We start from the raw sequence: 24,729 nt of genomic DNA on the forward strand, positions 1-24,729 counted from the left end.
CACTGCGCGAACTCAGCGCAGGCCGGATCCGATGAAGATCACGCCGTAGGCGGAGACCCGCATCGACGCCGTGCCCGCCACGAAGCTGAAGGCAGCCGCCTTGCTCGTGCCGCCGGGGGTGGTCACCACGATCGGTGCCTCACTGGCCACCGTGCGCGCCGCCACGGTCATCTTGATCTCGGTGTCCGACACCTTCGTGAAGGTCGCCGTCTTGCCGCCGACCGTCACCTTGGTGGCGCCGGTGAGCCCGGTACCGGTGATCGTCAGGGGCGTCGCGGCCTTCAGGACGGCCTTGGTGACGCTCAGCTTGCTGATCACCGGAACCGGCGGGGCCCGGTAGGTGAACGTGGCGGCGGGTCCGGTCGCCGAGAGCCCGCCCGGGGTGGTCAGCCGGATGTCGGTCGCGCCGGCCGCGTGCACCGGCAGGGTCGCCTTGACCTGGGTGGCCGAGACCTTCGTGTACGAGACGCTCACCCCGCCGACGGTCAGCTTGGTGGAGTCGGTGAAGTTCACGCCGTTCACCACGATCGGGGTCTTCACGTTGGTGAGCCCGCTGTTCGGAGTGATCGAGGTGATCGCGGGAGCCTGCGGCGTCACGTAGGTGAACGTGGCGGCGGAGCCGACCGTGCTCACCCCGCCCGGGGTCGTGATCTGCAGGCCCAGGCTGCCGGCCGGACGGATCGGCAGGTTCAGCTTGAGCTCGGTGCCGGACACCTTGGTGAACGACACCGTCGTACCGCCGAGGGTCACCTTGGTGGCGCCGCCGAAGTCGGTGCCCCTGACCACCACGGGCGTGGCCTTGTAGGTCGGCCCGCTGCTCGGCGTGATCGACGCGACGACCGGTGCCGGCGGGGTGAAGTACGTGAGCTGGCCGGCGGGCGTGCTCGTCCCGTACGCGTTGGTCGCGGTGACCGAGACGGTGCCGGCGGCCGCCACCGGCGCCACGAAGGTAAGGGACGTCGCCGTGACCGCCTTGGCGGCCGCGCTCTTGGTGCCGAGCTTGACGGCGGTGACCCCGGTCAGGTTGGTGCCGGTGAGGGTGACCGTCGTGCCGCCGACGATGCTGACGCTGCTCGGCTGCAGCCCGGTGATCGCCGGTGCCGGCGGGATGTAGGTGAACTTGCTCGTGGTGCTCACGGCGCTGGTGCCGGCCGGGTTCGTGACGGTGACGTCGACGAGGCCCAGGGCGTGTGCGGGAGCGATGGCGACCAGCTTGGTGAGGCCGTTGACGGTCTGCGGGGTGAAGGTCGCCGTGGTGTCGCCGAAGCGGACGGCGGTGGCGGTGGACAGGCCGGCGCCGGAGATGGTGACGGCGGTGCCCGCGGCGGCCTTGGCGGTGGACAGTGCGCCGACGGTCGGCGCCACCGCGATCGGTGCGGCCGGGGTGGCGATGCCGTTCACCGCGTACGCGCCGTTGGCGATCTTGGTGATGAACGCCCAGGAGAGCTTGGCGTCGCCGCCGTTGCCCCAGCCGGTGCCCCACGAGTTGCGAATGTAGACGCCGTCCGCGTCGTAGCCGTACGCGGCCATCATGTGGCCGCCGAGGCTCGAGCCGCTCAGCGTGTTGTAGAGGGTGTGGCTGCGCAGGTACATGAAGTCCTGGTATACCGGGATGCCGAGGGCGACCGGGCTGCCGGACGCCAGCGTCTGCTTGATCAGCGTCTGCGCGGCGGTGCCCTGGTTGCCGCCGACGAACAGCCGGTTCCAGCCGTTCACCCGGTAGTTGCGGGCGTTGTCGATCTGCGCCTGGGTGGGCGGGGTCTGCCAGTTCGTGGTGCCCTGCCAGTAGTGCTCCTGGGTGTCGACGCCCGCGGACTGCGCGTTGGCCAGCACGGCGTCGGGGTTGAGCCCGGCGTTCGGCGCGCCGCCCGCGGCGACGTTGCGCATGTACAGGAAGAGCGGGGCGTACGGTGCGCCGACGCCGCCGGTGCGCTTCGCGTAATAGCCCATGATGCTGTACGCGATGCTCCAGGCGACGCAGGAACCGACCTGGCCCTGGTCGCCGGGGGACGGGGCGTACTGGCGCAGGTCGACGCTGGCGGGCAGCACCTCGAAGGCGGAGACCTTGTTGCCGAGCGTGGTCTTCGCGGACTTGAGGACCTTGCTGGGTACGTAGCCGCCTACGACGTGCGGAAGCGGCTTGGGGGTCGAAGACGTGGCGGCCAGCGCTGGGGTTGCCGCTGGAAGCGTGGCGATGACAGCCGTGGCGAGCGCCAGCCAGCTTCGGGTCAAGGCTCTGGACTTGGGGGCCATCCGTGGTCCTTCCGAGGGGTCGACGCGAGGCCAGCCCCATCGGCACGGTGGCGTAGGTCATGAGATCAATTCGCGGTCTCGTTTCGCTCAAGTGCCGGGTGGCTGACGTGCGCGGTGACGATGCGCCAGCCCTGCGGGAGACGTACCCAGGTCTGTGACTGGCGGCCGAGGGTGTCCGTTTCCGGATAGCCGAACAGCGTCGTCACGACGGCTACGTCCGCGCCGTACGCGGTGATGACCGTGTCCTTGAGGCGGCGGCCCGGCGGCAGCGGCGGCTGCGCGCGCCGCCAGGCGGTCTGCTCGGGCAGGCCGACCTGCTGGTCCGCGACGCCGAAGCGCACCGCGTCCGCGGCGAAGAAGCCGACGATGCGCTCCACCTCGTTGGCCACGAGGGCGTCCTCGTAGTCCGCGAACGCGGCGGCGACCTCGGACACGACGTCGGGCCGGTTGATCTCCATGGCACCTCCTGGCGGGGTTCGGCGGCCCGGCACGTGACGCGCCGGGCCGCCGGGTGGACGGGCTGGTCAGACCGCGCTGGTCTCCTTGCGGGGCTCAGGCACGCCGCCCTCGGGCTCCGCGGCGGCCTGGTCGCCGCCGGCGTGCAGGCGCTCCAGCTCGATCTCGTCGGCGTCCGGCTGCCGGGGTTCCGGCCTGGTCAGCGCGAACAGCACGCAGACCACGGTCAGCAGCAGGTAGCCGAGGCTGACCGGACCGTCGGCGTTGAACTGCACCTTCTCCGCGTGGATCAGGCCGACGAAGGTCAGCACCGCTCCGGTGCCGGAGAAGATCGCCGCGTGCCAGAAGCGCTTGTCGATGATGAAGGCGACGATCGCGCCCAGGACGAGGCCGGCCAGAATCGCGCCCTCGCCGAGCGTCTTCAGCCCGTCGTAGACGACGCCCGCGCCGGCCAGGGTGCTGACGCCCACCTCGGCGGCCGAGGTCCCCGCTGCCGCGAGGACGTTGTCCATCTGACCGGTCGCCCAGCTCGCGATGTTCGGGATGAGGGCGGCGACCACCGCCGCGGCGTGCGCCCTCGGGGTGGCTTGGAACGCCTGTGCGCCGATGAGCAGGCCGATGTAGAGCAGGATCGGGACGATCGCCGCGGTCGGGAAGAGGGTGCCCAGCAGTCCGAACATCCCGAAGAAGCAGAGCAGGGCGATGACGACGCCGGTGGCCATCGAGTAGCCGGTGCGGCCGCCCGCCGCCTTCCAGCCGGGGTGGCCGACGTACACGGCCGGCGGGAACGGCGAGCCGAGCATCGAGCCGACGACCGCGCCGCCGCCGTCCGCCAGCAGGACGCTGCGCAGGTTGTAACGGTCGCCCGCGCTGGCGGCGCTCTCCACATTGGTCATCGCCTCGGTGAAGTTGTAGACGCCCAGCGGGATCGCCGTGGCCAGCAGCGGGGCCATGTCGCGCAGGCCGTCGAGGAGCAGGTCGACCTTCAGGTGTGGGAAGGCGAACGCGATGTCCTTGGCGGCCGCCGTCACGTCCGGCACCGACATGGCGCCGCCGATCCAGCCGATCGCGCTGCCGACCAGCAGGGCGACCAGGCCGATCGGGAGATTGAAGGGCAGCTTGACGTCGGTGAGCAGGCCGACCAGCAGCAGGCCGAAGACCGGCAGGGCGATCCAGGCGGCGCTCCACATCGTCCCGGCCGGGTTCATCGAGATGAAGGTGATGGAGATGCCGGCGAGCGTGCCGAGCAGGGCGGCGCGGGGCGTGTACTTACGGATGTACGGCCCGACGAACGCGCCGATCAGCACGATGACCCCGATGATGAACGCCCAGGCGATGCCGGCCGTCCACGCCTGGATCGGGTCCTTCGTGCGCAGGTAGATCGGCAGCATGATGACGAAGATGACGATGAACATGTGCGGGACGCTGGGCCCGTACGGCATCGCCGTGACGTCGGTGCGGTTCTCCTTGGCGGCCAGCCGGCGCGCCAGGTAGGTGTAGTACATGTTGCCGAGCACCAGGGCGATGCCAAGCGCCGGCAGGATGACGCCGAAGACGTTCGCCGGGTCCATCCCGATGACGCCGATGCAGAGGCCGGTCAGGGTCAGCACGTTGACGAGTACGTTGACGCCGAAGCCGAAGAACGCGTTCGTGTCGCCGCGTACCCAGTAGGGAAGTTTCATGGCTCGCTCCTAGAGACGCACGGAGGTGGAATCGGCGACCCAGCCGAAGATGCCGCCCTGTGCGGCGATCATCTGCAGGCCGACCCGCTGGAACTCGGGGAAGTAGGAGCCGACGCAGTCGGCGAGCACGAGGCATTCGTAGCCGCGGTCGTTGGCCTCGCGCACCGTGGTGTGCACGCACACCTCGGTCGTCACGCCCGCCACGAGCAGGCTGCGGATGCCGCCCTTGTCGAGCAGTTCCTGAAGTTCGGTGGCGTAGAAGGCGCCCTTGCCGGGCTTGTCGACGACGGCCTCGCCCGGGGCCGGCCGCAGCTCGTCGATGATGTCGTGGCCGTACTCGCCGCGGATGAGGATGCGGCCGAAGGCGCCGGGGTCGCCGATGCGCTTGCTGGGCGCGCCGCGTTCGAGCTTGGCGGGCGGGCAGTCGGTCAGGTCGGGCAGGTGGCCCTCCCTGGTGTGGATGATCGGCAGGCCGGCGGCCCGCCAGGTGGTCATGAAGGCCGCGAGCGGTGCGATCGTGCGGCGCAGCTGGGAGACGTCGTTGCCGAGGCTCTCGCCGAAGCCGCCGGGCTCGAGGAAGTCCCGCTGCATGTCGATGACCAGCAGCGCGGTGCTCTCAGGTGCGAACGTGAAGGGTGCGGGCTGTGCCTCGACCGTCGGCATCTCAGGCCTCCGTCGCGGCGATGACGTCGTCCGAGGTGGACACGCAGCCGAACACGCCGCCCTGCATGGTGACCATGTGCAGCGCGGCGGCGTGGTTCGACGCCTCGGTGGCGCCGGTGCAGTCGGAGAGGATCAGGCATTCGTAGCCGCGGTCGTTGGCCTCCCGCATGGTCGTGTGCACGCAGACGTCGGTGGTGATCCCGGTCAGGATCAGGTGCGTGATGCCGCGGGTACGCAGGACGAGGTCGAGATTCGTCGCGTAGAAGGCGCCCTTGCCGGGCTTGTCGACGATCACCTCGCCGGCCACCGGGGCGACCTCGGGCACGATCTCCCAGCCCGGCTCGCCCTTGACCAGGATGCGGCCGCACGGTCCCGGCGCGCCGATCTCGGCGCCGACCTGCGCCGAGCGCCACCGCTTGTTGGCCGGCAGGTCGGACAGGTCGGGGTCGTGGCCCTCGCGGGTGTGCACGACGAGCATGCCCAGGCCGCGGGCGTGTGCGAGCAGCCGCGCGGTGGCCGGCAGGCCGGCCCGGGTGAGCGCGATGTCGTAGCCCATCGACTCGACGTAGCCGCCGGGGCCGCAGAAGTCGGTCTGCCAGTCGATGCAGATCAAGGCGGTGCGCTCGACCGGAACCGAGCCGTCGTAGGGCCATAGATAAGGGGTGGCCTTTACGGGGCCGATGATGGCGGTCATGTGTCCTGCCTTTCCGGTGCGGAACGGTGTGCCCGCCAGCCGCCGCTGGCGGTGATGTCCTGTGCCGCGGCGACCGCGTAGGCCTCGCAGAGGAAGCCGGTCACCTCGGTGCCGTCGGCCAGCACGATCCGGCCGAGCGACAGGGGTGCGGGAATGCCGGCGAGCAGGCTGCCGACGGTCGCGGCCGGTAGCTGCCAGAGCTCGATGTCGATGGCGGCGCCCGTGTCGTCGCGGACCAGGCCCGGCGCGCCCGAGGGCAGGGCGTACAGCCGGTAGCAGGGCGCCGTGCGGGCCGCGCCGATCAGCGTCGCCCGGCGGTCGGTCAGTTCGGCGTTGCGCGGCTCGCCACGCAGGTGCAGCCCGACGACGGCGACGGTCATGAGGTCCTGCGTCCTGCCCAGCTCCTCGGCGAGCAGGGCGAGGGTGTCGTCGCTGAAGGCCGGGCCGAACAGCGTCAGGCTGGCGGGCCGGCCGTCCGCGGTGAATCCGTTCGGCACGGTCACCGCGGCGAGGTCGAGCAGGTTCGCGAACTGCGTGTACCGGCCCAGGTTCAGGTTCCGGCCGATGGGGTCGGCGGCGATCTCGGCGTGTGTGTACGTCGTCGCCACGGTCGGCAGGACCAGTACGTCCACGGTCTCGAAGAGCCGCCCGGTCCACGCCTTCAGCTCCTGCAGCCGGTGCAGGCCCCGCCAGGCGTCGGCCGCGGTGTACCGCAGGCCGGTCTCGAGCACCTGGCGCGTCACCGGCAGCACCGAGCCGGGATGCGCGCTCAGGAAGTCGCCGAGGTCGGCCAGCCGCTCGGCCACCCACGGACCGCGGTAGAGCAGGTCGCCCGCCTCGAGCAGCGGCTCGACGTCAACGGCCCGGACGTCGCGGCCGAACCGGTCGAGCCCGGCGGCGAACGCCTTCTCCTGGCCGGCGTCGCCGAAAAAGTCGAGGCTGCGGGCCGCGCCGATGCGCAACTCGGCCGGGTTCCGCAGCGGGTACGAGCCGGTGCGGCCCCACGCGTCGCCGGCGGCCGGGCCCCGCGCCACCCGCAGGACGGCAGCGGCCCGGGTGACGTCCGGCGCGAAGATCGACACGCAGTCGAGCGAGCGGCAGGCCGGTACGACCCCCGCGGTGCTGAGCAGCCCCCGGGTCGGCTTGACGCCGACGATCCCGTTGAGTGCCGCGGGCACCCGTCCGGAGCCGGCGGTGTCGGTGCCGAGGGAGAAGTCGACAAGCCCGGCGGCGACCGCGACCGCCGAGCCGGAGCTGGAGCCGCCGGAGATCAGTCCGCCGCCGAAGACGCTCTCCGGCGTCCCGTACGGCGACCGGGCTCCGGTCAGCCCGGTGGCGAACTGGTCCATGTTGGTCTTGCCGACCAGCAGCGCGCCGGCGTCGAGCAGCCGCTGCACGACGGGGGCGGTCCGCTCCGGAACGTAGGCGAAGTCGGGGCAGGCCGCGGTCGTCGGCATCCCGGCGACGTCGATGTTGTCCTTGACGGCGAAGGTGAGCCCGGCCAGGGGGAGATCGGCGTGCACGGCGGCCGCCCGGGCCCGCAGGTCCTCCTCTTTGACGGTGCCGATCCAGACTCCGTCGTCGCCGCGGTCACGGATGCGCTGGAAGACTTCGTTCATTCTGTCGATTGTCGACCGTTCTGTTTCGGTCGAGTCCACGTCAGGTAACGGGCAGATGTCGCGGCGTGATCTAGGGCAGGTAGGTGCGGGCCCCGTGCGCGCTCAGTGCCGAAACGATGGCATTTGTGTCACCTTGAGCGACCGCCGCGAGCAGGCGCTCGTGGCGGTGCACGCCGTCGGACGGCTCGGCGACCTCGGCCTCGCGGCGCAGATTGACCGCCATGTAGAGCTGGAGCCGGACCAGCACCGATTCGTACAGCGCGGACAGCTGACGGTTGCCGCCGAGCGCGACCACCGCGACGTGGAAGTGCCGGTGCGCGTCGGCGATCGCCAGCCGGTCGCCCGCCTCGGTCGCCTTGCGCATCACCTCGAGCGCGGCCCGCACCGCGGAGAGGTCCGCGCCCGGCGGGATGGACGCGACGGCGTGCCGCTCGAGGACGTCGCGGACCTCGTAGAGCTCGCGGACGTCGTCGTCGGAGAGCGTCGCGACCCGGACGCCCCGCCGCGGGATGTGCTCCACGAGCCCCTGCTGGGCCAGCAGCCGCAACGCCTCGCGCAGCGGCGCCCGGCTGATGCCCAGCCTGCGGGTCAGCTGCTCCTCGACGAGGCGCTCGCCGGGGTCGGTGCGTCCGCTGAGAATCTCGCGGCTGAGCCGGTCGACGGCGAGGTCGACGAGGCTGTGACTCTCCAGCTCCTCGTCGCCCACGCCTCGAGTGTGCCAGCACCGCACCGCAAAGCGCCGACCGGCTCCGGTCGGCGCTTACGGCGTACGGATCAGAAGTCGCCGGCGGTGTTGCACTTGGCCCGCTGGACGACGCAGTTCTTCACGCGGTGCCCGAGTGCGGCGTTGTCCCAGGCCAGGAACGCGTCGCCGTGCATCGACGACGCCATCTTGGAGGAGAGCTGGAAGCCGTCCGCCGAGCCGCTGGTCGGGTACGCGATCAGGAACGAGATCGACGGGATGGCGACCGGGAAGGCCCCGCCGCAGGTCCCGTCGTAGGTGTACGCGACGTGCGCCTTGTGCGTCGGGCTGTCCAGGTGCACGCCGTCCCAGCAGTCCGGGAAGACGAGCTGGAACATCAGCGTCGCGCCCGGCGCGCACCGCGGCCAGTTGCCGTCCGCGCTCCGGCCGATCTCGCCGCCCGCGCCGGCGCAGTAGAACTGGTTGACCGAGCCGGCCGGGGTGGGCGCTTGCAGCCGGGCGTCACCGGCGATCATCCGGAAACCCTGCGGGAACGGCACCGTGGCGGCCGCGTTCGTCAGCCGCGAGCCGTAGTAGACGACCACGTCCTTGGGCTCGACGACCTGGCCGCGCTCGTAGAGGCTGGGAATCCAGTACGCCGAGAGGTCCTCGGCCGGCCGGCAGCTCGTGCCGGCGTTGCGCAGCAACGTGTCCGTGGTGGTGTTGGCGTCGGTGCCGTCGTTGCCGATGAAGCTGTGCATGTGCGACGCCCCGGCCATGCCCGGGAAGACGATCGGGTCGTCCGGCCTCGAGTGGCTGTAGAGGCAGGACGCGTTGAACTCGGGCACGCGCACGGAGTTTGCGGGCACCGGCCGCGGCGTCATCGCCCGGAACTCGGCGAGCTGGGCGTTCCACCTGACCTGGTCGATGGGGACCCAGCCGTGGCCCGGGGTGCCGCCGGAGCCGAACGAGAACCAGTTGATGTTGACGAAGTCGCCGGGGCCGGTGTTCCGCATGACCGCGAAGACGGTCTGCGCGCCGGTCGGATGGGTCGCGGCCGTGGCCGTCAGCGTGACCCAGTTCTGCCAGCCGCCGGTCGCGGTGATCGGGAACTGGGCGAGTAGCGGCCCGGTCGCCGACCCGGTGCGCAGCTCGACGCTGCCGGTGCCGACGGCCGAGGAGACCCGCGCGGCAACGGTCAGCGCGCCGGCCGCGCCGAGGTCGACGCCGTCGTAGCGCATCCAGTCGCCGGTTGCCAGGTAGGCGGCGTTCTGGCCGCCACCGGTGTCGCCGGTCGATTCGAGCTGCACGCCGGACTGCGCGGCGTACGCCTCGGCCTGTACGACGGTCGTGGCCGCCGCCGCGGTGCCGGCGACCGCCAAGCAGAGCGCGCCGGTCAGGACGGTGGTGAGTGCCGCGGCGAGCAACGTCCGCGTGCCGGGGTTCGGGGATCTGTGCATGGCGATCCTTCGGGGGACGGGACCGCCCTCGCCGCGATGGGGGATCGGCTGGGGAGGGCCGGTCGGTCGTTCGGGGTGCCCCGGAGTATGCCGCTGGGGAAGCGCTTTCTCGATGCCTGCGACGGGATTCTGGGCGTCATCTGCGGAAACATGCGCGTTCCCGGGGAAGCGTTTCCCCGCCCGGTCAGGGCAGGAGCTGATCCAGCGTGGGCGACCGGGTGAAGATCCCGTCCTCGCGGCCGAGCGTGGCCAGCCGCTCCAGCGACGCCCGGTTGATGTCGTTGGGCCAGTTCGGCAGGATCATCGCCGTCCGCACCGTGTCGTTGATCTGCGTGTACGTGCCGACCGTCGCGCGGATCTCCTCCGGGTGCCCGACGGCGTAGCGCAGCGACTCGTTCACCGCCTCGGCGAAGCGGGCGACCAGGTCCGGGTCGCCGGCGATGATCGGGCGGCTGGTGAAGTACATGGCCACCGTCAGGTCCGGTGCGGTGTCGACGAGGTTGGACGCCACCACCTGGCCGCCCTGGGTCAGCGCCTCGGAGAGCTGCGGCTCCACCACCCACGCGGCGTCGACCTGCCGGGCCTGCAACGCGGACGGCATCTCGGAGAACGGCATCGCCTCGAACCGGATGCCGGTCGGGTTCCCGCCGGCCCGGCGCACCGACTGCCGCACGGTGGTGTCGCCCAGATTCCGCAGGGTGTTGACGGCGATCCGCTTGCCCGCCAGGTCCTTCGCCGAGCGGATCGGGCTGCCGTCGGAGACGACGACGGCGGAGAAGTCCCGGCCGGGTCGCCCGGTCGAGGCGACCCCGTTCGCCACCGCCTTGAGCGGCGCGCCCTCGGACTGCGCCGCCATCAGCGAGGTCGCGTTGCTGAAGCCGAACTGGTAGCGGCCGGCGAGCACGCCCTTGACGATCGGCGCGCCGCCCTGCTCGGGCACCAGCGTGAGATCGATGCCCCGGCGGCTGAAGAAGCCCTTCTGCCTGCCGAGGTAGACCGGCGCCACGTCGACGATCGGGATGACACCGACGCTGATCCGGGTGCCCGCGCGTTCGGACCTGTCGTCCGACGTGCAGGCGTACGCCGCGAACAGCGTCGCCGCCACGGCGGCAGCGGCGAGAATCCGACGCATCCTGTGCACTCCTGAGGTCATCGACGCGGGGGTGTGCCCGGCGAACCGTACCCCGTCCTCCGCATCGAGGGTGCGGGCGGAACGGACAGATGTCGATGTCTACCCGGACGGCCCAACCCACCACAGGGGACGAACCCCCTTTCGTCCGTACCGGATGAGGCGCGGTGCGCCGGGACACGGCAGGCTCGGCCCGTGACCAACTACCTGATCCGGGTGGCCGGACATCTCTCCGACGAGCTGCTCGCCGCCTTTCCGCTGCTGTCCGCCCAGCCGCAGACGGTGCTGCGGGGCGAGTTGCCCGATCAGTCCGCGCTGTCCGATGTGCTCGGTCGGCTCGACGAACTCGGGGTGCAGATCGCCGAGGTGGTGTATCTCCCGGAGCATCCCGGCCCGGCGGTCCGGCACGGCCGCACCCTGACCTGACCCCCGCGGCACCACGGTACGAAGTGGACCGCAGATTCCCGAGGCCGCCCGCTGGGTGCTCCTCGCCGGCCTCAGCGCGCTGTACCGCAGGTACACGAACAGGGGGACCCGCTGCGCCTGCTCCGCCACGACGGCCTGCGCCGCCTGGTGCTCGAGGGCTGCGCCGCGGTGCGCGTGCCGGACGCGGAGCGGACCCGGGAGCCGCGGCGGTGTAGCCCGGGCGCTGCTGCCGGCGGCGGCTAGCCGCTTCCCGGTGCCGCGCCCCGGCCGGAGGAGCTGAACCGGCGCCGGCAGTGCCTTCATTCGAGGCTCCCGCGGCGGCGCGCCATTAGAACATTTTCGGCGACCCGCCGGAGGTTATCCGGCGGTCGTCGGCGTTTTGCGGCGCATCGCTGTTTATTGCGCGGCGATCGGGTATCGCCGGTACCACCGGCGCCCCGCGGGATCGAACCTCCCCCGGCAATCCGTACGACTTGCGAGTTTGCCGAGCAAATATTGTTTTAGGAGCGGAAATCGGCGGCGTGTCGTTGGCGGGACAATCGCGGGCAGTCGATTTTCGGCCGCCTCGTTTCGCTTGCCACGCCACCACCTGACGGTATTCCGCCGCCCCGGTGAGGACATCGCCGTCGGAAATGGCGGACCCTCCGGTTCGCCGTCGCGCTGCTGGTTCGCCTCTGTGGCGCGGCGGGTGGGGTTCTGAATAGGTTGTCCGATCGCAATAGCACGCGCGGTGGCGATCGGTTGTGGATTTCTTATCAACCGAAAGGTCTGATCTTGTAACCCGGTCGGCCAGAACCGATCGTCCGCCCGGCGGATAGGGCCCAATTGCCCGGAATTACCCTCGGGTTTCCCGGTCCACGTGGGCCCGACACGCGGAATCACCTAATCGGGTTAACGTCGACGTAATCTGCGAATTCGGGTGCCCGATTGTGTTTGTGTTGATCAAGCAATTGATCTGCCGAGAAAAGGTGGTTTCATGAGTAAGGCAACACGAATGCTGACCATGGCCGGAATGGCCCTGGTCGCCGGAGCGACCATCGCTGTCGGTCCGTCGGCCCCGGCTGCCGCGGCGCCGCAGGGGACCGCTGCCACCACGCAGAGCGTCGAGCAGGGTACGAAGGCTCCTCGCGAGCGCTTCATCGGCACCTTCCGCTCGAGGCGTGAGTGCCAGTGGGCGGGACGTCGCGGTGAGTGGCGGGACCGCTGGGACTACTTCTACTGCCAGCGGACCCGTTGGGGCCGCTGGGGCCTGTGGGTCGGGTGGCGCTGGAACAACGACAACAACCACGGCGGTGGCGGCTGGAACAACAACGACAACGACAACAACCACGGCGGTGGCGGCTGGAACAACAACGACAACAACCACCACGGCGGTGGCGGCGGTCGTCCCCACCAGGGTGGCGGCGGGCCCCGCGGCTAGCACCGACTGACCGACGGACGGCCGCCGGCGGCCGGCGTACCGACGACGAGGCCGGCGGCACCAGACGGGCCACACCCGAGACCGGGTGTGGCCCGTTGTCGTCTCCCTGGCCGGAGCCGGGCGGCGCCGTCACGCCGCGACGGTGGAGTTCCGGATGACCAGCTTCGCCGGGTGGGTGTGCAGCCCGGGTGCGGGGTCGTCGTCGATGGCCCTCAGCAGCAGCTCGGCCGCGGCCCGGCCGAGGCCCTCCAGGTCCATGTCGATGCTGGTGAGCGCCGGCCGGCTGGCCAGCGCCATGACGTCCCAGTTGTCGAAGCCGGTCAGCGCCACCTCCGCCGGCACCCGGAGGCCCGCCTCACGCAGCGCGTCCGCGACACCCCGGGCGATCTGGTCGTTGCCGCCGATCACCGCGTCGAACCCGGCGCCCTGTGCGAGCAGGACTCCGACGGCCTGCCGGCCCCACGCCTCGCTCCACTCCCCGAACAACGGCGCGGCCACCAGCGGCGTGCCCGCCTCCGCCAGGCGCGCGGCGGTCGCCTGCGCCCGTACCCGGGCGGACTGGTGGTGTTCCGGGCCGGTGACGTGCGCGAAGCGCCGTCGGCCGGTGGTGAGCAGGTGCTCAACGGCCTGGCGCGCGCCGCTCGCCTCGTCGGGCACGATCGAGCAGTCGCACGGATCGGCCGATGCCCCGAAGGCGTAGACGACCGGCACGCCGAGGGTGTCGCCGACCGGCGGGCGGGTTCCGGTGCGGCGGCCGGTGACGATGATGCCGTCGACGCGGCGGCTGAGCAGGACCTTGAGGTGGTGCTGTTCGCGGACCGGGTCGTCGCGTGCGTCGCAGAGCAGGACGGAGATCTGCCCGGCGCCCAGCGTGCCCTCCGCGCCGATCAGCAGCGGGATGCTGAACCGCCCGATGGTGTCCGTGGTGATCATGCCGACCGTGTACGTGCGCCCGGCGTGCAGGCTGCGCGCCGCCGGGTTCGGCCGGAAGCCGAGGCCGGCCGCGGCCTGCCGGACCCGGTCGATCGTGTCCGCGCGCAGCGAGCCGCGGCCGTTGAGCGCCTTCGAGGCGGTGCCCACCGAGACGCCGGCCAGCGCGGCGACGTCGCGGATGGTGACGGGGCGCTGCCGGGGCATGTGCAGAACCTACCGCGCGGTGGTGCCGGAATCGCCCGGCAATGCGCGGACCTGCGCCGGGCCGCCCCAATCGGCGTCGCCACCGCCGCGGCGGGCCGGAGACCGGCGAGTAGCCTGACGCGGCTTCGCCACCGTATCGAGTCGAGGAAAACGTGTCCTATTCAGAGCAACCGTCCATGACGCAGGTCCCCGACGCGCAGCTCGCCGTCTCCTCCTGCCGGATGTGCGGCAGCGTGCCCGCCGCGCCGGTCACCTTCCGCGGGCACCGGGGCCTCATCGTGCTGATGCAGTTCTGATCAACCTCTTCAAGCGCGGCAAGGTGGCGAACCTGGCGCCGCCGCAGCCGAACCCGTACGGCCCCAGCCGCCCGCCGATGCAGCCGGGCCCGCGCCTGCTGCAGCGGCCGATGGCCATCGTCGGGCTGGCCATCCCGTTCTTGCTGGTGATCACGCTGATCAACCTCGACTCGTAAGGGACGCGGGCGCCGGCCGGGGTGCGCGGGACGCCACCCCGGACGGCCCGGCGCCGCCCGTTCAAGCGTTTGCCTCTCGCCGCGCTTACCGCGGAGGGAGAATTCCGTCATGCGGATCGGAATCATCGGCGGTGGTGAGCTGGGCGGATCGTTGGCCGAGTGGTGGGAGCAGGCTGGTCACGACGTCGTCGTCAGCGCGCCCGCGGCCGATCAGGGACTCATGCGCGTCGTCACGGCGACGGACGCCGCCGACTTCGGTGATGTCGTACTTTTCGCGCCCGACTGGGCGTCCGCGCACTCGCTGATCGACGCGACCGCGGGCGCCATGACCGGAAAGCCGGTGCTGGACGCGACCAACCCGGTGATCTGGACCCGGGAGCATGGGTACGAGCGCGCCGTGCCGGAGGGCCACAGCGGAATCGAGACGCTGGCGGACTGGGCACCCGATGCCCAGTGGGTCAAGGCGTTCAACACGTGCTCGCCCAGCGTGCTCCGGCGTCGCCGGGGCCGGGATCCGCTGCTGGCGGAGTTCATCTGCACCGACCACCGGGCGGCACGCGACGCGGCCACCCGGCTGATCGAGGACATCGGTTTCGCGCCGTTCTTCGCCGGCGGGGTGACCAACGCCTGCCTGACCGAGACCGGCGGGCCCCTGCAGATGCTCGAGGTCGACGTCGCGGACGCGACCGCCGTCTTCGCGGAAGCCGTCTCGAGCGGGCGATAGCCACCGCGCCGGGTGCACTGCATCCTGGCTGCTGCATGAGTTCGAGGTTCTCTATCGGATGACGCTCGGGCGTAAGCGGCCACCGTTATTGACCGCCTGCCGTCAGACGTTCCAGACTGCCCGATGAGGCATGAAACGGGGCATTGATCAGGGGAGAAGAAGCGATATGGAGGTCGAGCCTCCGTACGTGTTCAGCGGGGACGAGCAGGCCGAAACGGGCCTGTCGGTCACCCGGGCCGCCGACAATTCGGTGATCGAGATCGCGGTGCACGGCCGGTGGAGCCGCCGGATGTGCCTCGATGTACACGCCCTGCTGCGGGGGTGCATGGCGGAGCGCCCCTCTGCGATCATCGTCGACCTGCACGATCTCAGCGATCTGGACGCCGCGAGCGCCGGCGTGTGGCTCGCCAACGCCCGGGCGGCGAGCGCCCTGCAGCCGTCGGCTCAGCTCGTGCTGACCATGCCGCCGACCAGGCAGCTGGCCAGCCGGCTGCGCAGACTCGGCGCCGTACGCCACCTGCCCATCTTCGTCACCGTCGCGCAGGCCCGCGCCGCCGTCGCCGGCCGGATGCGGCTGACCGATCGCCTGTACCTGAGCCGCCTGCGCCCGGAGCCGGCCTCGGCCGGCGCCGCCGGCGACCTGGTCACCGTCGCCTGCGATGCCTGGGGCCTGCCGAACCTGGTGGACACCAGCCGGAAGGTCATCTCGGCGCTGGTGACGAACGCGGTCGAGCACACCGGCACCGACATGGCGGTCACGGTGTCGCGCCGCGGTGCCGGCATCTACCTCGGGGTACGCGACGGCGACCCGCGGCTGCCGGGCGTGCTCGATCCGGCCGCCGACGACCGTGGCGCGACCGTGCGGGGGTTCGGCGAGGGCCTGCGGGTGGTGGACGCCCGGGCCAGTGCCTGGGGTGCCATGCCGGCCTGTGACGGCAAGGTGGTGTGGGCGATCGTCCGCCCGGTGCCCTAGGAGGTGGCCTCCCGGGCGGTGGCCCTGATGCCGTTGGCGCCGTTGAAGATCCGCTGGCCCCAGGTGGTCAGCTGTGCCGGGTCGAAGCCGGTCGCCATGTCCAGGTACGGGTCGGTGTTCCCGGAACAGGACCAGCCCAGGTACCCCAGCCCCCGGGAGACCGATTCGGCCAGTACCGTCTCGTGATCGACGTTGCCGGACGAGCGCTGCCACCCGGACTCGCCGATGACCAGCGGCCAGCCCGCGGCCTGGAAACGGTCGAGATAGCCGGTGATGCTCGCGGGCGTGCTGAACACGTCGTACATGTGTATCGACAGCACGGTGTTGTGCAGGCTGTCGGCGTTCAGCACGGTCTGCGCGTTGTCCCGCATGACGTACTGCCAGTCCTGTCCCCAGTTGGGGGCGTCGATCATGATCAGGTGCTCGAATCCGTTGCTGCGCATCTTCTGGATGGCGCCGGTTGTCGCGCCGGTCCACTGTCCGGCGTCGGTGTTGCCGATCGGCTCGTTGCCGATGTTGATCACGACATGGCTCTCCTGGCCGACCAGCGCGCTCTGGAGTCCCACGGCCGCTGACGCCGGCGTGGAGAACACCACCATCGAGGCGGCGATGGCGAGCAGGGCTACGCACAGGATGGCGAGTCGTCTCTTCATGAGCTACCTCAGAGCGAGAGAGGCCCCGGGGATGGGGGCAGGAAGCGTCCGGCCCACACGCATGGGCCCGACGATGGCTGCCCGGCTCGCGACGGAGATCAGCGTAGGTCAATGTCCCGACCCGGGACAAGGCGACCGGCGTTCCTACACGCTCAGGGATTCGTGATGCTTGGCCGTTCGCCCGGTGAGTTCTCCGACGAGCCGGGCCAGCTCCGGCAGGCTGGTGGTGGCCTGCCCCTGCGGCATGGCAGTGATGATCTTGGCGCTGAGCCGGGCCTTGTCGGCCGTGGTGAGGGTGTGCGCGGTCAGGATCACGACGGGGATCCCGCTGGTGGCCGGGTCGCCGTGCAGGGCGGCGACGACGTCGAATCCGTCCATGCCGGGCATGAGCAGATCGCAGATGATGAGGTCGGGCCGGTGGCTGCGGGCGAGGATGAGGCCCTCGGTGCCGTTCGTGGCCCGGAGCACCCGGATGTCCTCCGCGGTCAGGCTGGCGTCGATGATCTCGAGGCTGTGCGGGTCGTCGTCGATCGCGAGGATGTCGAGGGTCCGGTCGGTCGTCGCCGGGACGAGTCCGTGGCGCGCCAGCCAGCTCAGCAGCGCCGGCCGGCTGAGGGGCTTGACGAAGTAGTCGACCGCGCCCAGCGCCATGCCGATCGCCCTCGGTCCGCCGACGCTGATGATGACCACGGGGATGTGCCGGAGCTGCTCGTCGCCCTTCAGCGCGGTCAGGACCTCCCAGCCGTCCATGCCGGGCAGTTGCAGATCCAGCAGGACGGCCTCCGGCGTGTACGCCCGGGAGATGGCGAGCCCCTGCTCACCGCTCGCGGCGACGCGTACGTCGTAACCCGCCGATTCGAGGTAGTCGGACAGCATGCGGGCGGCGGCGTCGTCGTCCTCCATGATCAGGATCCCGGTCGCGCCCGATCCGGAGGTGCCGGTTCCCGCGCCGGTCGCCAAGGACTGCGCCACCGGCAGGTAGACCGTGAACTTGGCGCCGTGGCCGAGTTCGGATTCCAGCTCCAGGCGCCCGCGGTGTGCGTGTACGAGCCGGCGGGTGAGCGCCAGGCCGAGCCCGGTGCCCTGCGCGCGGGCGCCCTGCTCGCCGGCCTGCTGGAACTCCTCGAAGACCCGATGATGATCCTCGGCGGCGATGCCCGGCCCGGTGTCGGCCACGCTGAGTGCGACCTCGGCGCCGACCCGCCGGCCGGCCAGGAAGATCCGCCCGCCGACGGGGGTGAACTTGATGGCGTTGGAGAGCAGGTTCGTCACGATCTGCCGTAGCCGCATCCGGTCCGCCTGCACCGACAACGAGGCGACCGCCACGGTCACCTCGAGCTCCTTGTGTTCCGAGAGCGCGCGCAGCGACGCGACGACCTCGGCGACGGCCTCCGGCAGGAACACCGGCTCCCGGTGCAGGTCGACCTGGCCGGACTCGACCTTGGCCAGGTCGAGGATCTCGTTGATCAGCCCGAGCAGGTGGCTGCCGCTGGAGTGGATGTGGTGGATCCACTCGGTCGGCACCATGCTGTTCTGGCCGACGGTGGGCTCCGTGCGCATGAGGTCGCTGAACCCGATGATGGCGTTCAGCGGCGTGCGGAGCTCGTGGCTCATGTTGGCCAGGAACTCGCTCTTGGCCGCGCTCGCCGCGCGCAGGGCGGTCACCGTGGCCGACAGCTCGTCGGTGAGCTGGTCGCGGTGTACCACGGCGCTGTCCAGGGCCATCGCCATCCGGCCCAGCTCGTCGCGGCCGGACACCCCGGTGCTGACCGTCGAGTGCCCCGCGGCCAGGGCCATGGTCACCCGCGCCACCGCCGCCAGGGTCGTCATGATGCCGCGCACGATCAGGTACGCCAGCCCGAAGGCCAGCAGCACCCCCGCCAGCCACACCGCGATCATCTGGATGCGTGCCGACTCGTACGCCGCCGCCGTCGCCGCGCGCTTCTCGACCGCCACCGTGCTCTCGATCATCACGAGGTCCTCCAGCGCGGCGGTGGCGGTGTTCAACGCCGGCCGCGCGACCTGGTCGACCACCTGCTGGAAGCCGCGCACGTCGCCGCTCACGGCCAGCGGCACCAGCTGCTCGTCGCGGACCTTGCGAAGCGTCGCCAGGGAGGCGCGGAACTGTGCCACCGCCTCCTCGCGCCCGGTCATGTCCGTGGCGGTGTACCCGGCGAACACCCGGTCGGTCTCGGCGTCGGCGGCGGACATCGACTGCAGGTCGGTGAGCCGGTCCGTGGAGTCGGCGGCGATGAGGGTGTCGAGCAGCGCCACCCACGATCGTTGTACCTGCTGCTGAACCGTGCCGAGCTGCGCCACCGGCACGAGGGTCTGGCTGTAGAGGTACTCCGACGCGGCCGCCGTTGCCGCCAGCTTCTGCAGGCCCACCACGCCGACGACGCTGCCGGCCACCACCGCAACCAGCACCGCCGCGTAGATCTTCAGAGCAATCGACAGGTCATTGAACCAACGCACGAAGACCCCCAGTCCCGGCAGTCGTCCCGCTGGTGCCGGCCGCGCCGACAGCCACCAACCACGTGCACGCTGTTAACAACAACATATAAGGTGAAAAAACGGGGCGAAGCAGGTGCCTCGACGGAACGGTCGGACCTTTCGCGACCCGGCGGGCCGGGCGAAGGCCGGTCACGCGGCCGGCATGATCCGGTGTCATGGCTGTGTCCGCGGATGTTCTCGCCGGCGTCGAGGATGTGGCGTGGGAGCACGGCCATCCTGGGCCCGGTCGGGGGAGCTCGCCCGGCGCGCGGGCGACGGCGCCGCGACCGGTTCCTGGCTCGCGCGCGTGTTCTCCGGCGACCCGGACCCGGAGGCACGCGTCGCCGCGCTGACGCAGGCGACCTCGCTGACGGGGCTCGGCGGGCCGCCGGTCGCCGGTCGCCGGTCGCCGGTCGCCGTGGAAGCCTCGCTCACGCTGCTGGCGCAGCGCCTTCCCGACTCACTAACGTGTTCAGGGTGGATCGGATCGGGCGGGCCGGAGCAACGATCACGAAGGGCTCCGCGGAGCCCTTCGTGATCATCGGATGTGCCTCAGCGGCGGGTCACGGTGTCAGCACCGCGTCCAGCTGAAGTTGAAGAGGGTGTCGACGTCGCCTTCACTCGACCTCATCGACATGCTGCTCTTGCTGCCCGACGAGCCGGCGTCCACCCGCAGCTCGGTGTTGATGTTCAGGACCTTCTGCGCCGAGCAGGGCGTGTAGACCAGCACGGGTGCCACGTCCCTGGTCTCCCAGTAGCCCTGAAGCGGACCGGCGAACGTCTCCTCGGTGCTGCTGCTGGTGGAGGAGCCCTGCCAGTAGTAGTTCGTGCGCTGCAGCGCCCACGCGCCGGAGTAGAGCCGGGCCCGGCCGCGGTACTCCGCCTCGGCGATGGCGAAGGTCCATCCAGCGGGGACGGTCACGAGGACGCCGACCTGGCAGTTCTTGCGACGGTCCGTCGGGTCGGCGTTGCCGCCCGCCTCGGCCACGAAGTCGTAGTACCTGATCCGGAAGCCCGACCTGTCGGAGTTGGCGATCACCGCGGCGGTCCCGGGCGCGCAGCCCGAGCCGTTGGCGGCTATCACCTCGAGCGTGATGTTCCCGTCCGGGACGGTGGCGGCCGCCGCGGGAGCGGCGGCGTGTGCCGGCGTGGACAGCGACAGCGCAAGGACCGTACTGAGTACGGCGAGAATCCCTTGTCTCGCGCCGGCGAGGCTTTTGGTCATCGTATTCCTCTCGATTGCAGCTCAATTTCTGCCGGTGATCGCGCGTGCCTCATCGCTGAATTGCCCGGACACGGATGTACCGGGAAGATGTCCGCCAAATGTGTCGGCTATTCTGTCAATACAGCCACATCCACGTTCCGCAGGGAATGTTAGCCAGCGGGCACCTCACGCACAAGCATCGACGATGATCGATCTTGAGTGATCCCTGCGTACGCCGAGTTGAGGGGCCCTGGCGCTCCGTAGTCGGGACGATTCGCGGATAATTGCATGGATATTTCGGTCCTTTCAACCGAGCATGTCGCCCGAAATATCCTTAAGATGCATTGTGCTGCTTTACGCGACCTGGCGAAAATGCCCGAAGAGCCTGTATGGCGCCATCCAATTACCGCGCAATGCGACTAAATCGAGGCCCATTGACCGACCTCAATGTAGACCCATAGCATCGACCCGCGTGCGCATCGTTGTTTCACATCGAAGGGAGTTCCATGCGTAAATTGTTGGTGCGTGGGGGAGCCGTACTGGCGTTGATAGCCTCCTCGTTGATCGTGGGGTCGCCCGCCTCAGCCGGAAACATCCTGGACGACCCGCCGTCAGACCACATCGTCATCGACCTGGTGGCCATGGCCGGCTCCGGCTGCCGGCCCGGTACGGCCGACGTCGCGGTCTCGCCGGACAACACCGCCTTCACCGCGATCTACAGCGAATACCTGGCCCAGGCCGGACCGGGCATTCCCACCACCGAAGGCCGCAAGAACTGCCAGCTGAACGTGTTGGTCCACGTCCCGCAGGGCTTCACCTTCGCCATCACCAAGGTGGACTACCGCGGGTACGGGCTGCTGCAGCGGGGCGCCACCGCCTCACAGCGGGCCAACTACTACTTCCAGGGCATGACCCAGAGCACCTTCTCCGTACACCCGGTCGCGGCGCCGCTGGACGACAACTGGTTCGCCAGCGACGAGGTCCCGGTCGCCGCGGTTGTCTGGCACCCGTGCGGGGAGCTGCGCAACCTCAACATCAACACCGAGCTGCGGGTCGCCAAGGGCACGTCGACGGATGCCAGCTTCCTGACGATGGACTCCACCGACGGCAGCATCTCCACCACGTACCACTTCGCTTGGAGGGAGTGCCCGTAGCCCGACCGGGTACGACGGTGCCGAGGGTTGCCGGCCAGACCCGGCGACCCTCGGCCACCCTGTGCGGGTCTCCCCGACCGCCGAGCCGCCTCAGGTGCCGCAGAAGGTCCGGTAGTCGCCGAAGTCCGGCGGCGCGGGAGCGGCGTAGCGCTCGAGGCCGGTGCGCTCGTCGAAGGGGGCCGTCACGGCGCCCAGCAGCCGCCGGAGCTCCTCGAGGTCGTCCTCGGCCGCGGCGGCCAGGGCGTCCTCGACGAGGTGGTTGCGGGGGATGTACACCGGGTTGACCCGGTCCATCGCGTCGGCGTCCGGGCCGAGGGCGAGCCAGCGAGCCAGCCAGTCGCCGACCGCCGCGGAGTCGGTGAACAGGCGACGCGCGGGCCCGGCGTCCCCGCGGGCGGCGACGGCGAGTGCGCGGAAGAACGAGGTGTGGTCGACCCGGCCCGCGTGCAGCAGCGCGAGCAGCTCCTCGACCAGCGGCCCGACCACCGCGTCGGCGAGGCCGCCGGGCAGGCCGAGCTTGGCCCGCCTGCCGGACGACAGGGCGGCGTCGAACCGGGTGCGGAACCCGCCGAGGGACTCCGTGGCGAGCGCGACCGCCCGCTCCTGGTCGTCATCGAGCAGTGGCAGGAGGGACTCGGCGAGCCGGGCGAGGTTCCATTCGGCCACCGCCGGCTGGTTGCCGTACGCGTAGCGCCCGCCGTGGTCGATCGAGCTGTAGACCGCGGCCGGATCGAAGGCCTCCATGAACGCGCACGGCCCGTAGTCGATGGTCTCGCCCGAGATCGTCATGTTGTCGGTGTTCATGACGCCGTGTACGAACCCCACGAGCATCCAGCGGGCCACCAGCGCCGCCTGCGCGGCGACCACCGCCTCGAACAGGGCGAGGTACGGGCGCTCGGCCCCGGCCGCGGGCCGGTGATGCCGGTCGATCGCGTGGTCGGCGAGGCGGCGCAGCAGGTCGGCGTCGCCCGTGGCCCGGGCGTACTGGAAGCTCCCGACGCGCAGGTGGCTGCCGGCGACCCGGGCGAGCACGGCACCCGGCAGCGGGGTCTCGCGGCGCACCGTGCGCCCGGTCGCCACCACGGCGAGGGAGCGGGTGGTGGGGATGCCGAGGGCGTGCATGGCCCGGCTGACGACGTACTCGCGCAGCATCGGGCCGACCGCGGCCAGGCCGTCGCCGCCGCGCGCGAACGGGGTGCGCCCGGAGCCCTTGAGATGCAGGTCGAGGACCCGGCCACCGCCGTCGACGAGCTCGCCGAGCAGCAGCGCGCGCCCGTCGCCCAGCCGCGGGACGAACCCGCCGAACTGGTGCCCGGCGTAGGCCTGCGCCACCGGGGTGGCGCCGCCGGGGACGGCCGCGCCGACCAGCAGGCGGACGCCGTCGGGGCCGCGCAGCCAGGCGGGATCGAGGCCCAGCTCGCCGGCCAGCGGCTCGTCGAGCACGAGCAGCCGCGGCTCGGGCGGCTCCGCGGCCTGCCAGGGGACCGCCATCTCCGGGAGCTCGCGCGCGAAGCGGTTGCCGAGGGTCACGGCCGGTGCCGGTGCGATGCTCACGCCCTCGAGCGTACGTGGGCCGCGTGCGGCGGCCGGCGGACCGCGGAGTGGGAATCGCGCCGGCCGGCCTCGCCCGGATCGGCGAGGATGGCCGTCATGAAGGTGCATGAGCGGATCGGCGGGCGGCTGCGCGACTTCATCGAGGCGCAGCCGATGTTCTTCGTGGCCACCGCGCCGTCGGGACCGGGCGGGCACGTCAACGTCTCGCCCAAGGGCATGGCGGGCACGTTCGTGGTGCTCGGCGAGCACCGGGTGGCATACCTGGACTACCACGGCAGCGGCGCGGAGACCATCGCCCACCTTCGGGAGAACGGGCGGATCACGCTGATGTTCTGCGCCTTCCAGGGGCCCCCGAACATCGTGCGGCTGCACGGCCGGGGCCGCGCCGTGCCGGTCACCGACCCGGACCACGCCGCGCTGGTGCGGTCCTTCCCGGCGCCGCCGGACCTGCACGGTGTCCGCGCGGTCATCGACGTCGACGTCAGCCGGGTCAGCGACTCGTGCGGCTACGCCGTGCCGTTGATGGCCCTAGAGGGCGACCGTGACCTGCTGGTGCGGGCGCACGAGCGGCGTACCGACGAGGATCTCGCGGAGTATCGCCGGGTGAAGAACGCCGTCAGCATCGACGGGCAGCCGATCTTCGCGACGCCGGGGACGGCCGACGGCCGGGAAAATGTCACAGGTGACCGGCATCATCGGGGGCATGGCTGAACCCGCCGCCCCGATTCCGCACCCGAGGCTGGAGCTGTCGCTGGCCGAGGCGCGCACCCGATTCGTGCAGCTGGCCCGGCTCGCCGGCCTCACCCGGCAGACCACTGTGGTCACCGAGGGCGGCCGGCCGCTGGCCGCGATCGTCGGCATCGCCGAGGCCGGGCCGGAGCGGGGCAACGAGGCGGCGGCGGGCTGGATCCGCCGCATCGAGAAGCTGCGTGCCGAGCTCAGGCACCAGCACGCCGGGCTGGAGCGGGCGCTCGAGCAGGCATGGCAGGAGCTGGACCGGCTGTCCCCGCCGGGCGCGGACGCTCACCTGGACGCCCTGCGCACCGCCCATTCGGACCTCCGAGCGAACGGGGGCGGCCCCTGAGGGCCGCCCCCGTTCGGAAACGACACAGCGCCCCCGCCGCAGGGGGATCGGCGGGGGCGCTGTGTCGGTTCCGGTCGGCTCAGAAGCCGAACACCTGGGTGTAGTAGGCGGTGCCCTTGGCGTTGTAGACGGCGCCGACGCCGATGGTCTTGGACTTGCAGTTGAGGATGTTGGCGCGGTGGCCGGAGCTCTTCATCCAGCCGTTGACGACCTCGCTGGCGGAGCGGTATCCCATGGCGATGTTCTCGCTGGAGGGGCGGGCGTACCCGGCGTCCTTGACGCGGGTCGTGAACCTCGAGCCGTCGCGGCCGGTGTGCGAGAACGTGCCGGTCTGCGCCATCCAGCTGCTGTGGCCGCGGGCGGCGGCGGTGAGCTGTGCGTTGACCGTGGCGGCGGAGCAGCCCTTGGCGGTGCGCTGCGCGTTGGTGAGGCGGACGATGTCGGCCTGCAGGGACTGCTCCGACGCCCGCGCCGGGGCCGCTACGGCCGGGGAGGCGAACGCGGCCGCGCCGATCGCGACGGGGACGATGACGGCGGCCAGGGCGATGCGGCGGAACGAGCTCAAGGAAGTCCCCTTCGGAGTTCGGTGCCTGGCCTGCCGCCAGGTTCACTGTTCTCGTCGGCGGTATTCCGGGAGTTCTCATAGCAGAGTGGGTGCCTGATGGTCGCCGATCGGTTGCCGACCACAGCGCACACCCTGGAACGCGGTCGAGCCGCCCGGCTGGTGGCCGGGCGGCTCGTGGGGTCGTGCTGGGGTGGTGTGGGTCAGGCGATCTTGACGTTGAAGATCGGGTTGG

Annotated in this window: 23 protein-coding genes; 8 read left to right on the top strand and 15 right to left on the bottom strand. The window is 71.0% G+C overall.

The genetic code is table 11. From position 1 onward, the window contains the following. Positions 1–12 precede the first annotated feature (12 nt). The 9 genes from AB0B58_RS37070 to AB0B58_RS37110 all read right to left on the bottom strand — a co-directional run bounded on the left by AB0B58_RS37070 (position 13) and on the right by AB0B58_RS37110 (position 10,641). The gene (locus AB0B58_RS37070; protein ID WP_360234080.1) at positions 13–2,253 is read right to left on the bottom strand and encodes an IPT/TIG domain-containing protein; all 2,241 of its coding nucleotides are present in this window, start codon (positions 2,251–2,253) and stop codon (positions 13–15) included. 65 nt (positions 2,254–2,318) lie between these two features. Then, positions 2,319–2,711: an AtzH-like domain-containing protein gene (locus tag AB0B58_RS37075; RefSeq protein ID WP_360234082.1), complete on the bottom strand. Its 393-nt coding sequence runs from the start codon at positions 2,709–2,711 to the stop codon at positions 2,319–2,321. 66 nt (positions 2,712–2,777) lie between these two features. Next, a complete protein-coding gene (locus AB0B58_RS37080; RefSeq protein ID WP_360234085.1) occupies positions 2,778–4,391 on the bottom strand; it encodes a regulator in 1,614 nt (537 codons plus the stop codon). Positions 4,392–4,400: 9 nt separating this feature from the next. Further along, on the bottom strand, positions 4,401–5,054 hold the full coding sequence (locus AB0B58_RS37085; protein ID WP_360234088.1) for an isochorismatase family cysteine hydrolase: 654 nt from the start codon (positions 5,052–5,054) through the stop codon (positions 4,401–4,403). 1 nt (position 5,055) lies between these two features. Then, positions 5,056–5,748 carry a cysteine hydrolase family protein gene (locus tag AB0B58_RS37090; protein ID WP_203709315.1) on the bottom strand — a complete coding sequence of 231 codons (693 nt, stop codon included), beginning with the start codon at positions 5,746–5,748 and terminating at the stop codon, positions 5,056–5,058. After that, complete coding sequence (gene atzF, locus AB0B58_RS37095; RefSeq protein WP_360234092.1) at positions 5,745–7,406, bottom strand: allophanate hydrolase; 1,662 nt, start codon at positions 7,404–7,406, stop codon at positions 5,745–5,747. The genes AB0B58_RS37090 and atzF overlap by 4 nt, the downstream gene beginning before the upstream one ends. A gap of 31 nt (positions 7,407–7,437) precedes the next feature. After that, positions 7,438–8,073 (bottom strand): GntR family transcriptional regulator, encoded by a 636-nt coding sequence (locus AB0B58_RS37100; protein ID WP_360234095.1) that lies wholly within the window; start codon positions 8,071–8,073, stop codon positions 7,438–7,440. Positions 8,074–8,141: 68 nt separating this feature from the next. Next, positions 8,142–9,509, bottom strand: coding sequence for a DUF1996 domain-containing protein (locus tag AB0B58_RS37105; RefSeq protein WP_360234098.1), 1,368 nt, complete (start codon positions 9,507–9,509; stop codon positions 8,142–8,144). A 184-nt stretch (positions 9,510–9,693) separates the two neighbouring features. After that, complete coding sequence (locus AB0B58_RS37110) at positions 9,694–10,641, bottom strand: ABC transporter substrate-binding protein (RefSeq protein WP_360234101.1); 948 nt, start codon at positions 10,639–10,641, stop codon at positions 9,694–9,696. Positions 10,642–10,833: 192 nt separating this feature from the next. On the opposite strand from AB0B58_RS37110, the gene AB0B58_RS37115 reads away from it, so the two are divergent. Further along, the gene (locus tag AB0B58_RS37115; protein ID WP_360234105.1) at positions 10,834–11,064 is read left to right on the top strand and encodes a hypothetical protein; all 231 of its coding nucleotides are present in this window, start codon (positions 10,834–10,836) and stop codon (positions 11,062–11,064) included. Between the two features lie 976 nt (positions 11,065–12,040). After that, a complete protein-coding gene (locus tag AB0B58_RS37120) occupies positions 12,041–12,484 on the top strand; it encodes a hypothetical protein (protein ID WP_360234108.1) in 444 nt (147 codons plus the stop codon). A gap of 129 nt (positions 12,485–12,613) precedes the next feature. Here AB0B58_RS37120 and AB0B58_RS37125 read toward each other — a convergent pair whose 3' ends face one another. Beyond that, positions 12,614–13,621, bottom strand: coding sequence for a LacI family DNA-binding transcriptional regulator (locus AB0B58_RS37125; RefSeq protein WP_360234111.1), 1,008 nt, complete (start codon positions 13,619–13,621; stop codon positions 12,614–12,616). 319 nt (positions 13,622–13,940) lie between these two features. Here AB0B58_RS37125 and AB0B58_RS37130 point away from each other — a divergent pair, with 319 nt between their 5' ends. The 3 genes from AB0B58_RS37130 to AB0B58_RS37140 all read left to right on the top strand — a co-directional run bounded on the left by AB0B58_RS37130 (position 13,941) and on the right by AB0B58_RS37140 (position 15,790). Continuing rightward, the gene (locus tag AB0B58_RS37130; protein WP_360234114.1) at positions 13,941–14,093 is read left to right on the top strand and encodes a hypothetical protein; all 153 of its coding nucleotides are present in this window, start codon (positions 13,941–13,943) and stop codon (positions 14,091–14,093) included. Positions 14,094–14,202: 109 nt separating this feature from the next. After that, the gene (locus tag AB0B58_RS37135; protein ID WP_360234117.1) at positions 14,203–14,817 is read left to right on the top strand and encodes an NAD(P)-binding domain-containing protein; all 615 of its coding nucleotides are present in this window, start codon (positions 14,203–14,205) and stop codon (positions 14,815–14,817) included. A 166-nt stretch (positions 14,818–14,983) separates the two neighbouring features. Next, the gene (locus tag AB0B58_RS37140; RefSeq protein ID WP_360234120.1) at positions 14,984–15,790 is read left to right on the top strand and encodes an ATP-binding protein; all 807 of its coding nucleotides are present in this window, start codon (positions 14,984–14,986) and stop codon (positions 15,788–15,790) included. Here AB0B58_RS37140 and AB0B58_RS37145 read toward each other — a convergent pair. The 3 genes from AB0B58_RS37145 to AB0B58_RS37155 all read right to left on the bottom strand — a co-directional run bounded on the left by AB0B58_RS37145 (position 15,787) and on the right by AB0B58_RS37155 (position 20,161). Then, a complete protein-coding gene (locus AB0B58_RS37145) occupies positions 15,787–16,443 on the bottom strand; it encodes a cellulase family glycosylhydrolase (RefSeq protein WP_360234123.1) in 657 nt (218 codons plus the stop codon). The two genes, AB0B58_RS37140 and AB0B58_RS37145, sit on opposite strands and share 4 nt — an antisense overlap. A gap of 144 nt (positions 16,444–16,587) precedes the next feature. After that, a complete protein-coding gene (locus AB0B58_RS37150; protein WP_360234126.1) occupies positions 16,588–18,918 on the bottom strand; it encodes a response regulator in 2,331 nt (776 codons plus the stop codon). 589 nt (positions 18,919–19,507) lie between these two features. Next, positions 19,508–20,161, bottom strand: a complete 654-nt coding sequence (locus tag AB0B58_RS37155; RefSeq protein ID WP_360234129.1) for a DUF4360 domain-containing protein — start codon at positions 20,159–20,161, stop codon at positions 19,508–19,510. Positions 20,162–20,646: 485 nt separating this feature from the next. On the opposite strand from AB0B58_RS37155, the gene AB0B58_RS37160 reads away from it, so the two are divergent. Next, positions 20,647–21,294, top strand: coding sequence for a DUF4360 domain-containing protein (locus AB0B58_RS37160; RefSeq protein ID WP_360234132.1), 648 nt, complete (start codon positions 20,647–20,649; stop codon positions 21,292–21,294). A 90-nt stretch (positions 21,295–21,384) separates the two neighbouring features. Here the strand turns inward: AB0B58_RS37160 and AB0B58_RS37165 are convergent, their stop codons facing one another. Next, the gene (locus AB0B58_RS37165) at positions 21,385–22,848 is read right to left on the bottom strand and encodes a protein adenylyltransferase SelO family protein (RefSeq protein WP_360234135.1); all 1,464 of its coding nucleotides are present in this window, start codon (positions 22,846–22,848) and stop codon (positions 21,385–21,387) included. A gap of 96 nt (positions 22,849–22,944) precedes the next feature. On the opposite strand from AB0B58_RS37165, the gene AB0B58_RS37170 reads away from it, so the two are divergent. Together AB0B58_RS37170 and AB0B58_RS37175 are read left to right on the top strand one after the other, a co-directional pair. Further along, entirely contained in the window at positions 22,945–23,559 is a 615-nt protein-coding gene (locus AB0B58_RS37170) for a pyridoxamine 5'-phosphate oxidase family protein (RefSeq protein WP_360234138.1), read from the top strand. Continuing rightward, positions 23,552–23,932 carry a hypothetical protein gene (locus AB0B58_RS37175; RefSeq protein ID WP_360234141.1) on the top strand — a complete coding sequence of 127 codons (381 nt, stop codon included), beginning with the start codon at positions 23,552–23,554 and terminating at the stop codon, positions 23,930–23,932. Before AB0B58_RS37170 ends, AB0B58_RS37175 begins: the two co-directional genes overlap by 8 nt. Before the next feature lie 79 nt (positions 23,933–24,011). On the opposite strand, the gene AB0B58_RS37180 is transcribed toward AB0B58_RS37175, so the two are convergent. Beyond that, complete coding sequence (locus tag AB0B58_RS37180) at positions 24,012–24,497, bottom strand: CAP domain-containing protein (RefSeq protein ID WP_360234144.1); 486 nt, start codon at positions 24,495–24,497, stop codon at positions 24,012–24,014. Positions 24,498–24,729: the final 232 nt, after the last annotated feature.

The sequence above is a fragment of the Actinoplanes sp. NPDC049118 genome (genome assembly GCF_040648555.1).
Classification (GTDB): Bacteria; Actinomycetota; Actinomycetes; order Mycobacteriales; family Micromonosporaceae; genus Actinoplanes.

Excerpts from the sequence above, each read along its gene's own strand:
- AB0B58_RS37175 (WP_360234141.1), top strand. The coding sequence starts at position 23,552 with ATGGCTGAACCCGCCGCCCCGATTCCGCACCCGAGGCTGGAGCTGTCG.
- AB0B58_RS37085 (WP_360234088.1), bottom strand. The coding sequence starts at position 5,054 with ATGCCGACGGTCGAGGCACAGCCCGCACCCTTCACGTTCGCACCTGAG.
- AB0B58_RS37110 (WP_360234101.1), bottom strand. The coding sequence starts at position 10,641 with ATGCGTCGGATTCTCGCCGCTGCCGCCGTGGCGGCGACGCTGTTCGCG.
- AB0B58_RS37170 (WP_360234138.1), top strand. The coding sequence starts at position 22,945 with ATGAAGGTGCATGAGCGGATCGGCGGGCGGCTGCGCGACTTCATCGAG.
- AB0B58_RS37155 (WP_360234129.1), bottom strand. The coding sequence starts at position 20,161 with ATGACCAAAAGCCTCGCCGGCGCGAGACAAGGGATTCTCGCCGTACTC.
- AB0B58_RS37160 (WP_360234132.1), top strand. The coding sequence starts at position 20,647 with ATGCGTAAATTGTTGGTGCGTGGGGGAGCCGTACTGGCGTTGATAGCC.
- AB0B58_RS37080 (WP_360234085.1), bottom strand. The coding sequence starts at position 4,391 with ATGAAACTTCCCTACTGGGTACGCGGCGACACGAACGCGTTCTTCGGC.
- AB0B58_RS37140 (WP_360234120.1), top strand. The coding sequence starts at position 14,984 with ATGGAGGTCGAGCCTCCGTACGTGTTCAGCGGGGACGAGCAGGCCGAA.
- AB0B58_RS37120 (WP_360234108.1), top strand. The coding sequence starts at position 12,041 with ATGAGTAAGGCAACACGAATGCTGACCATGGCCGGAATGGCCCTGGTC.
- AB0B58_RS37105 (WP_360234098.1), bottom strand. The coding sequence starts at position 9,509 with ATGCACAGATCCCCGAACCCCGGCACGCGGACGTTGCTCGCCGCGGCA.
- AB0B58_RS37075 (WP_360234082.1), bottom strand. The coding sequence starts at position 2,711 with ATGGAGATCAACCGGCCCGACGTCGTGTCCGAGGTCGCCGCCGCGTTC.
- AB0B58_RS37135 (WP_360234117.1), top strand. The coding sequence starts at position 14,203 with ATGCGGATCGGAATCATCGGCGGTGGTGAGCTGGGCGGATCGTTGGCC.
- AB0B58_RS37125 (WP_360234111.1), bottom strand. The coding sequence starts at position 13,621 with ATGCCCCGGCAGCGCCCCGTCACCATCCGCGACGTCGCCGCGCTGGCC.
- AB0B58_RS37090 (WP_203709315.1), bottom strand. The coding sequence starts at position 5,748 with ATGACCGCCATCATCGGCCCCGTAAAGGCCACCCCTTATCTATGGCCC.
- AB0B58_RS37145 (WP_360234123.1), bottom strand. The coding sequence starts at position 16,443 with ATGAAGAGACGACTCGCCATCCTGTGCGTAGCCCTGCTCGCCATCGCC.
- AB0B58_RS37070 (WP_360234080.1), bottom strand. The coding sequence starts at position 2,253 with ATGGCCCCCAAGTCCAGAGCCTTGACCCGAAGCTGGCTGGCGCTCGCC.